This window comes from Thauera phenylacetica B4P, from assembly GCF_000310225.1.
Taxonomy (GTDB): domain Bacteria; phylum Pseudomonadota; class Gammaproteobacteria; order Burkholderiales; family Rhodocyclaceae; genus Thauera; species Thauera phenylacetica.
This window is the reverse complement of the sequence record NZ_AMXF01000182.1, coordinates 1-8,540: the sequence shown is the minus strand read 5'-3', so window position 1 is coordinate 8,540 and position 8,540 is coordinate 1. Positions and strand designations below refer to the sequence as shown.

7 protein-coding genes, 1 tRNA gene and 1 pseudogene are annotated in these 8,540 nt (G+C 68.9%); 6 read left to right on the top strand and 3 right to left on the bottom strand.

Going from position 1 to position 8,540, the window contains the following annotated elements; all coding sequences use genetic code 11:
• The 5 genes and pseudogenes from C667_RS17415 to pntB all read left to right on the top strand — a co-directional run.
• Positions 1–980 (top strand): dihydrolipoyl dehydrogenase family protein (locus C667_RS17415; protein WP_004372015.1); only part of this gene is annotated, 980 nt, incomplete at its 5' end.
• Between the two features lie 135 nt (positions 981–1,115).
• Positions 1,116–1,250, top strand: a complete 135-nt coding sequence (locus C667_RS26695) for a hypothetical protein (protein WP_004372013.1) — start codon at positions 1,116–1,118, stop codon at positions 1,248–1,250.
• Positions 1,217–1,330: pseudogene (locus tag C667_RS26755) on the top strand (SDR family oxidoreductase); the annotation flags it as partial. The gene C667_RS26695 and the pseudogene C667_RS26755, both read left to right, overlap by 34 nt.
• Positions 1,331–1,617: 287 nt before the next feature.
• The gene (locus C667_RS17410; protein WP_004372010.1) at positions 1,618–3,207 is read left to right on the top strand and encodes a Re/Si-specific NAD(P)(+) transhydrogenase subunit alpha; all 1,590 of its coding nucleotides are present in this window, start codon (positions 1,618–1,620) and stop codon (positions 3,205–3,207) included.
• Positions 3,208–3,217: 10 nt separating this feature from the next.
• Positions 3,218–4,633 carry a Re/Si-specific NAD(P)(+) transhydrogenase subunit beta gene (pntB, locus tag C667_RS17405; protein ID WP_004372008.1) on the top strand — a complete coding sequence of 472 codons (1,416 nt, stop codon included), beginning with the start codon at positions 3,218–3,220 and terminating at the stop codon, positions 4,631–4,633.
• Between the two features lie 911 nt (positions 4,634–5,544).
• Here the strand turns inward: pntB and C667_RS17400 are convergent.
• From C667_RS17400 to C667_RS17390, 3 genes are all read right to left on the bottom strand, one after another.
• Positions 5,545–5,621 (bottom strand) — tRNA-Pro (locus C667_RS17400).
• A 45-nt stretch (positions 5,622–5,666) separates the two neighbouring features.
• On the bottom strand, positions 5,667–6,635 hold the full coding sequence (gene ispB, locus C667_RS17395) for an octaprenyl diphosphate synthase (RefSeq protein WP_004372005.1): 969 nt from the start codon (positions 6,633–6,635) through the stop codon (positions 5,667–5,669).
• A 96-nt stretch (positions 6,636–6,731) separates the two neighbouring features.
• Positions 6,732–7,997 (bottom strand): extracellular solute-binding protein, encoded by a 1,266-nt coding sequence (locus tag C667_RS17390; RefSeq protein ID WP_004372000.1) that lies wholly within the window; start codon positions 7,995–7,997, stop codon positions 6,732–6,734.
• Positions 7,998–8,170: 173 nt separating this feature from the next.
• On the opposite strand from C667_RS17390, the gene C667_RS17385 reads away from it, so the two are divergent.
• Complete coding sequence (locus C667_RS17385) at positions 8,171–8,533, top strand: hypothetical protein (RefSeq protein ID WP_004371997.1); 363 nt, start codon at positions 8,171–8,173, stop codon at positions 8,531–8,533.
• Positions 8,534–8,540 lie beyond the last annotated feature (7 nt).

Here is an 8,540-nt window from a genome sequence, read left to right as displayed (position 1 = left end):
CGGCCGCGGTGCACCTGCCCTTCCTGCCGCGCGATGCGCGCATCGTGGATTCGACCGGCGCGCTCGAGCTGCGCCAGGTGCCGGCCAAGATGCTGGTGATCGGCGGCGGCATCATCGGGCTGGAGATGGCGACCGTCTACTCCACGCTGGGCGCGCGCGTCGACGTGGTCGAGATGCTCGACCGCCTGATGCAGGGCCCGGACGCCGACGCGGTCAAGGTGTGGGAGAAGCAGAACGCCCACCGCTTCGACAACGTCATGCTCAAGACCAGGACCGTGGCGGTCGAGGCCAGGGACGACGGCCTGTGGGTGAAGTTCGAGGGCGACAAGGCCCCCGCGGAACCCGTGCGCTACGACCTCATCCTGCAGTCGGCGGGCCGCTCGCCCAACGGCAAGAAGATCGGCGCCGAGAAGGCGGGCGTGATCGTCGGCGAGCGCGGCTTCATCCCGGTGGACGCGCAGATGCGCACCAACGTGCCGCACATCTTTGCGATCGGCGACATCGTCGGCCAGCCCATGCTCGCCCACAAGGCGGTGCATGAGGCGCACGTGGCGGCCGAGGTCGCCGCGGGTCACAAGGCGGCCTTCGACGCCACGGTGATCCCGGGCGTGGCCTACACCCATCCGGAAGTGGCCTGGGTCGGCTACACCGAGGCGCAGGCCAAGGCCGAGGGCAAGAAGGTAGACACCGCCAAGTTCCCCTGGGCCGCCAGCGGCCGCGCCATCGCCAACGGCGCCGACTACGGCTTCACCAAGCTGATCTTCGACGCCGAGACCCACCGCGTGATCGGCGGCACCATCGTCGGGCCGTCCGCCGGCGACATGATCGGCGAGGTCTGCCTCGCGATCGAGATGGGCGCCGACGCCACCGACATCGGCAAGACCATCCACCCCCACCCCACCCTGGGCGAGACGGTGGGCATGGCCGCCGAGGTGGCGCACGGCAGCTGCACCGACCTGCCGCCGATGCGCAAGAAGTAAGACAGCATCCCCGAGCCCAACTCGAGAGCCAACCCCAACCCTGGCCCTCCCCCCCCATTACAGGCAAGTCATTGCCACCCATAACAAGGGGGGGCGACGGTCAGGCTGCAATCCACCCGAGAGAGGAAGCAGAAGATGGAAGATGTCGTCATCGTTGCCGCCGCGCGCACTGCGGTCGGCAAGTTCGGCAGGACTTTCGCCAAGCTCGCCGCACCCGACCTGGGGGCGACCGTCATCAACTCGGCAAGCCCGAGGAGGCGGCCGGCCTGATCATCCATCTGGCCTCCGAGGAGGCCACCTTCGTCACCGGCACCAACACCGCCATCAACGGCGGCCAGCACATGCGGTAAGGTAGGCAGGCTCCGCCGGCATTCGCGTGCCATGTCTTGCGTCCAGCCAGCGTGCCTGGCGGAGCCTGCCAGGCATGGCCGACGCGAGCGCGTGCACCGTTTCATCAAAACCAGAACAGGGAGAACCCGATGCAAACACCCACAGCTCACGGGACCACGCTTTGTGGAGCCCGCATCGCGCGCCCGCGCGCACCGATCGCGACGGCCCCAGGCGACCGCCTGCCCGGCCCGGCGAGGCGCGCAGCGCAGGCGAACCTGCAGGATCGAACGAGCGAGGAGACCACGTCATGAGCTTGCTGATCGGAGTTCCCAAGGAAACCTTCGCCGGTGAAAGGCGCATCGCCACCGTTCCCGAGGTCGTGGCGAAGCTCGTCAAGCTGGGCTTTTCCGTGGCCGTCGAAAGCGGCGCCGGAGCGGCGGCCAACTTTTCCGACGACGACTACCAGGCCGCCGGCGCGGAGGTTGTGCCGAGCGCGGCCGATCTGCTGGGCCGCGCCGACGTCGTCTTCAAGGTGCGCCCGCCCACGCTGGACGAGGTCGGCATGCTGCGCGAAGGCGCGACGCTGATCGGCTTCGTCTGGCCGGCGCAGCACCCCGAGCTGATGGAAGCCTTGCAGGCACGCAAGGCCACCGTGCTCGCGATCGACTGCCTGCCACGGCAGCTGAGCCGCGCGCAGAAGATGGACGCGCTGTCGTCCATGGCCGGCATCAGCGGCTACCGCGCGGTGATCGAGGCGGCGAACGCCTTCGGCCGCTTCTTCAATGGCCAGATCACCGCCGCGGGCAAGATCCCGCCGGCCAGGGTCTTCATCGCCGGGGCTGGCGTCGCCGGCCTGGCGGCCATCGGCACGGCCGCCAACCTGGGCGCGGTCGTGCGCGCCAACGACACCCGCGCCGAGGTCGCCGACCAGGTGGTGTCGCTCGGTGGCGAGTTCGTCAAGGTCGATTACGACGAGGAAGGCTCGGGCGGCGGCGGCTACGCGAAGGTGATGAGCGAGGGCTTCCAGGCGGCGCAGCGCGCGATGTACGCGCGCGAAGCCAAGGACGCCGACATCGTGATCACCACCGCCCTGATTCCGGGCAAACCCGCACCCAAGCTGATCACCGCCGAGATGGTGCAGAGCATGAAGCCGGGCAGCGTGATCGTCGACCTCGCCGCCGAGCAGGGCGGCAACTGCGAGCTCACGGTCCCGGGCGAAGCGGTGGTGCGCCATGGGGTCACGATCATCGGCTACACCGACCTGGTGAGCCGGCTCGCCAGGCAGTCCTCCACCCTGTACTCGAACAACCTCCTCCGCCTCACCGAAGAGCTGTGCAAGGCCAAGGACGGCAACATCGTCGTCAACTTCGAGGACGACGCCATCCGCGGCCTCACCGTGGTCAAGGAAGGCGAGCTCACCTGGCCCGCTCCGCCGCCCAAGCTGCCGGCCGCATCGACCAAGTCGAAGGCTTCGAACGCGCCGATCACCGCGCCCAAGGGCCATGGCCACGGCGCCAGCGAGCCGATGTCGGTGAAGTCGCTGGCGATCGTGTTCGGCGTCGGCGCGCTGCTGTTCCTGCTCGTCGGCCTGTACGCCCCGGCCAGCTTCCTGACCCACTTCACCGTGTTCGTGCTGGCCTGCTTCGTGGGCTACATGGTGGTGTGGAACGTCACGCCCTCGCTGCACACGCCGCTGATGAGCGTCACCAACGCCATCTCGTCGATCATCGCGATCGGCGCGCTGGTGCAGATCGCTCCGCCGCTGGCCGATGGGGCCGGCGATCGCCCCGGGGGGCTGATCGGCGTGCTCGCCTTCGTGGCCATCACCCTAACGGCCGTCAACATGTTCGGCGGCTTCGCGGTCACGCGTCGCATGCTGGCGATGTTCCGCAAATAAGGAGAAGACAATGACCTCCAGTCTGGCCACTGTCTCGTACATCGGCGCCACCATCCTCTTCATCCTCAGCCTGGGCGGGCTCGCCCACCCCGAGACCGCACGCCGCGGCAACCTGTTCGGCATCGCGGGCATGAGCATCGCGGTGCTGGCCACCGTGTTCGGCCCGCAGGTCGGCATGGGCGGCATTCCATGGATCGTCATCGCCCTCGTCATCGGCGCCGCGGTCGGCCTCTACGCCGCGAAGAAGGTGCAGATGACGCAGATGCCCGAGCTCGTCGCGCTGATGCACAGCCTGGTGGGCCTGGCCGCCTGCCTGGTGGGCTTCGCGAGCTACGTGGACACCTCCGTGGTCTTCCCCACCGCCGCCGAGAAGACCATCCACGAGGTGGAGATCTACATCGGCATCCTGATCGGCGCCGTCACCTTCTCGGGATCGCTGGTTGCCTTCGCCAAGCTATCCGGGAAGCTCGGCGGCAAGCCCTTGCTGCTGCCCGCGCGTCACTGGCTCAACCTCACGGGCCTCGTCCTGGTGATCCTGCTCGGGCGCTGGTTCCTGAACACGCACTCGATCTGGGCCGGAATGGCCTTGCTGCTGGTGATGACCGTGATCGCGCTCGCCTTCGGCGTGCACATGGTGATGGCGATCGGCGGCGCCGACATGCCGGTGGTGGTGTCGATGCTCAACAGCTACTCCGGCTGGGCCGCTGCGGCCACCGGCTTCATGCTCGGCAACGACCTGCTGATCGTCGTCGGCGCGCTGGTCGGCTCCTCGGGCGCGATCCTGTCCTACATCATGTGCCGGGCGATGAACCGCAACTTCATCAGCGTGATTGCCGGCGGCTTCGGCTCCGGCGGCGGCGCCTCCGTAACGGCGGCAGACGGCTCCGAGCCGGCCGGCGAGGTCACGCCGATCAGCGCGGTGGATACCGCCGACCTGCTGCGCGACGCCAAGAACGTCGTGATCGTGCCGGGCTACGGCATGGCGGTCGCGCAGGCGCAGCACGTGGTCTGCGAGATCGTCAACGTGCTGCGCGGACAGGGTGTCGCCGTGCGCTTCGCCATCCACCCGGTCGCCGGTCGCATGCCCGGACACATGAACGTGCTGCTGGCCGAAGCGAAGGTGCCTTACGACATCGTGCTCGAGATGGACGAGATCAACGCGGACTTCGCCGAAACCGACGTGGCGATCGTGATCGGCGCCAACGACATCGTGAACCCGGCCGCGCAGGAAGACCCCGGCAGCCCGATCGCCGGCATGCCGGTGCTTGAGGTCTGGAAGGCACGGACCTCGATCGTCATGAAGCGCAGCATGGCTTCCGGCTACGCGGGTGTGGACAACCCGCTGTTCTACAAGGAAAACAACCGCATGCTCTTCGGCGATGCCCGCAAGATGCTCGACGAGGTGCTGGGCGCGCTGAGCGCCTGATCGGCAAGCCCTGCCGACGCTGCGAGCGTCCGGATCGTCGCCCTGCACGCGCTGATCCGGACGCCCACGCGCAACAACCCGAACAGGATGCGAAGGGAGGCGCATCGCGACGCCCGGCCTGCAAGCGCAGTCTGCGTTCCTCCCGATCGGCCTGTCCGCCCCCGTTCGCGCCTTCCGTTGCTCCTACATGAGTCGGAAGAGTGGCGGTTTGTGTAGGAGCGCCGGCAGGCGCGAATGCGGCCGTGAGCTCCGCACCCGCGCCGCCTGCCCGACCACCCCGTTCGCAGCTGCCGCAGCTCCTACAGGGGGGCGGGACGCGCGGCGGTTTGTGTGGGAGCGCCGGCAGGCGCGAATGCGGCCGTGAGCTCCGCACCCGCGTCGCCTGCCCGACCGCCCCGTTCGCAGCTGCCGCAGCTCCTACAGGGGGGCGGGACGCGCGGCGGTTTGTGTAGGAGCGCCGGCAGGCGCGAATGCGGCCGTGAAATCCGCACCCACGTCGATTGCGGGGTCGCCGTGTTCGCAGCTGCCGCAGCTCCTACAGGGGGGCGGAACGCGCGGCGGTTTGTGTAGGAGCGCCGGCAGGCGCGAATACGGCGGTGAAATCCGCACCCGCGTCGATTGCCGGGTCGCCGTGTTCGCAGCTGCCGCAGCTCCTACAGGGGGCGGGACGCGCGGCGGTTTGTGTAGGAGCGCCGGCAGGCGCGAATGCGGCCGTGAAATCCGCACCCACGCCACCTGCTCGACCGCCCCGTTCGCAGCTGCCGCAGTTCCGCTCGTGCAACGCACATCTTGCAACGGCCCCCCGGGCGTCAGCGACCGCACCATCGACCCCGATGGCCTGCGCCGTGCATGGCCGCAACAAAACAAGACGCCCAAGTGACTGAATCACTTGGGCGTCTTGTTTGAATGGCTGGTCGGGGAAAGAGGATTCGAACCTCCGGCCCCTGCGTCCCGAACGCAGTGCTCTACCAGGCTGAGCTATTCCCCGACACTTTTTGCTGCTCGTTGCCGTCCTGCGAAGCCAGCGATTGTATCAGTGTTTTCGCCGAACTGCAAAGTCCGATAATTGTAGCAGCGCTTCCTTGAAATTGGAAGGGGGAAGCACCGAAATCGCATCGATTGCGAGCTTCGCCTCCGCCTCGGCGTAGCGACGCGTCTCTTCGAGCGCGCCGCTCGACTGGATCGCCGCGAGCACGCCGGCAAAATCGTCGCGGCCGCCGCCCTCGATGGCGTGGCGCACCAGCGCGGCCTGCTCGGCCGTGCCGTGCTGCATCACGTGGATCAGCGGCAGCGTGGGCTTGCCCTCGGCGAGGTCGTCGCCGAGGTGCTTGCCGGTGTCGGCCTCGTCGGCGGAGTAGTCGAGCACGTCGTCGATGAGCTGGAAGGCGGTGCCCAGGTGCATGCCGAAGGCGGCCAGGCGCTGCTCGAGCGCGTCGTCCGCGCCGGCCACGATGCCGCCCAGGCGCGCGGCGGCCTCGAAGAGCTTGGCGGTCTTGTAGCGGATCACGCGCAGGTAGTCGTCGATGACGACGTCGGCGTTGTGGCAGTTGAGCAGCTGCAGCACCTCGCCCTCGGCGATGATGTTGGTGGCGTCTGCGAGCACGCGCATGACGCGCATCTCGTTGACCCCGACCATCATCTGGAAGGCGCGCGAGTAGAGAAAATCGCCGACCAGCACGGCAGATGCGTTGCCGAAGGCGGCGTTGGCGGTGCGCTTGCCGCGGCGCAGGTCGGACTCGTCGACCACGTCGTCGTGCAGCAGGCTGGCGGTGTGGATGAACTCGACCACGGCCGCGAGCTCGTGGTGATGGACGCCGCGATAGCCCAGCGCGCCCGCCGCGTACAGCACCAGCGCGGGGCGCAGGCGCTTGCCGCCGCTGCCGACGATGTACTCCGCGATGCGACGGATCAGCGCCACGTCCGAGTGCAGTCGGTTGCGGATGACCGCATCCACCGCCTGCATGTCGGCGGCGATCGGCGCGAAGAGCTGCTGGACGGACAAGGCGTTCTGGCTCGCGGCAAAAGCGTGGATGGTAGGCGGCGCCCGCGCGCGGCGTCAAGCCGCGACCCGGGCGCCGCGAGTGGGCGGCAGACCGGCTCAGTTGCCGTTGCGGGCGCGCGTCACGGCGTTGTCGAGCGCTTCCTTGGCGGCCTTCTGGTCGGCCCACACGCCGGCGAGCTCCTCGTCGAGGATGCGGCGCACCTTTTCGCGCTCGACCACCGGCTGCGCCGACGACTGCGGCGTGGCCGGCTTGCCGCCGAGCTGGTCGACGGCGACCTGGATGTTCTCCAGGTCGTTGCCGAGCAGTTCGCTGCGCGAGGCCAGCAGGCCGGCGCGGTTGAGCGGCAGGTAGCCGGTCTCGCGCTGCCAGGCGACCTGGTTGTCGGGCTGCAGCCAGAAGCTCACGAAGCGCGCCACCGCCTTGTACTCGGCCGGCTTCTTGCCCGCCGAGGCCCACAGCGCGGGACCGTCGGCGATGGTGTTCTGCGGCGCGCCGGGGAAGTCGTCGTAATAGGGCAGCTTCGACACCGCCACATCGACCTTGCCGGCGCGGCGGAAGTCGGTCCAGCTCGCCGAGGGCGCCGCGATCACCGCGCACTCGCCGCTGGCGAAGCGCTGCTCGGCCTCGGACTGCTGGTTGAACACGTGCAGGTAGCGCGCACGCGTCCAGCTCGCCATCATCGCCACGTGCTTGACCTGGAACATGCCGTTGAAGCTGGGCACGGTGATCTTGCCGCTCTGCGTGGCGACCGGCTCGTTGTGCCAGGCGGAGAGGTTCTCCACCATCACGCGGCCGGGTTCGGCCACGGTGTAGGGGCAGGTGTGGCCAGTGTCAGCGAGGCGCCCGAGGGTCTCCTGTAGCTCGAACCAGGTGTTGATCCGGGTGGTGTCCGGGTTGAGGCCGGCCTGGCGCAGCGCGTCACGGTTGAGGAACAGCACCGGCGTCGACAGGCCCACCGGCAGCGCCAGCAGCTGGCCCTTGGCGTCCACCGGGGTGCGCGTCATCATCGCGGGCGGACGCAGGGTCTTGAGCGGCACGCCGCTTTCCTTCATGAGCTGGTGGAGCGGCTTGAAGCGCGGCTTGCCGGCGACGAACTCTTCCTCGTCGTCCCCTTCGAGGATCATCAGGTGCGGGGCGCCGCCCGAGCGCCAATCCACCGCGGACAGCACGACCTGCACGTCCTTGGACTGCGCGTTGAAGCGCTCGACCAGGTCCTTCAGCGCCGCCGCCTTGGCGTCGGGCAGGCGGTGGAAGAGCTGGACCTGCTGCTGGGCGCTGGCCTGGACCACCGAGCCCGGCGCGAAGAAGAGACCACCGACAGCGACCGCTGCGGCCAAGGCCTTGAAACGCATCTTGTTCATCGAATCGACACACACGAAGGGGAGCCGGGCAGAACGGCCCGGAAGCGGCCGCGATTATAGAGCCGCGCGCCAGCGAATAGGGGATGGCGAAGCGGGCGTTCCGCGCGCGCGACACTCAAGATCGGGCGCTGGCGGCCGATAACCCTCACAGTAGATCGTCCCCCCGGATCGCCATGCCCCGCCCCACCCCATCCCGGTCGCTGCGCCACCTCGTCCTCGTCGCCCTGCTGCCCTTCGCAGCCGGCTGCGACCAGCTCGCCGAGCTGCTCGAACTGCCCAACCCGTCGAAGGTCGAGGCCGAGGGGCGCGCGGTCGGCAGCGCCTGCCGCCACGCCGGGCGCTCGCTCGAGGACTGCTACTCGCTCAACCCCGCGGCCGCCAAGGCGGCGGTGTTCGCCGGCTGGCGCGACATGAACGACTACATGATGGAGCACAAGCTCGAGGTCGTGCCCTCGCAGCTCGTCCCGGGCACGCCGCCGGCCGGGGCTGCCCGCACGACGCCTGCGGGCACGCCGGCAGCCGCCGCGGCGCACTGATCGCCGC

Bases quoted from the DNA above. Each gene is read 5' to 3' on its own strand.
- C667_RS26695 (WP_004372013.1), top strand. From the start codon at position 1,116: ATGGAAGATGTCGTCATCGTTGCCGCCGCGCGCACTGCGGTCGGCAAG.
- C667_RS17410 (WP_004372010.1), top strand. From the start codon at position 1,618: ATGAGCTTGCTGATCGGAGTTCCCAAGGAAACCTTCGCCGGTGAAAGG.
- pntB (WP_004372008.1), top strand. From the start codon at position 3,218: ATGACCTCCAGTCTGGCCACTGTCTCGTACATCGGCGCCACCATCCTC.
- C667_RS17390 (WP_004372000.1), bottom strand. From the start codon at position 7,997: ATGAACAAGATGCGTTTCAAGGCCTTGGCCGCAGCGGTCGCTGTCGGT.
- C667_RS17385 (WP_004371997.1), top strand. From the start codon at position 8,171: ATGCCCCGCCCCACCCCATCCCGGTCGCTGCGCCACCTCGTCCTCGTC.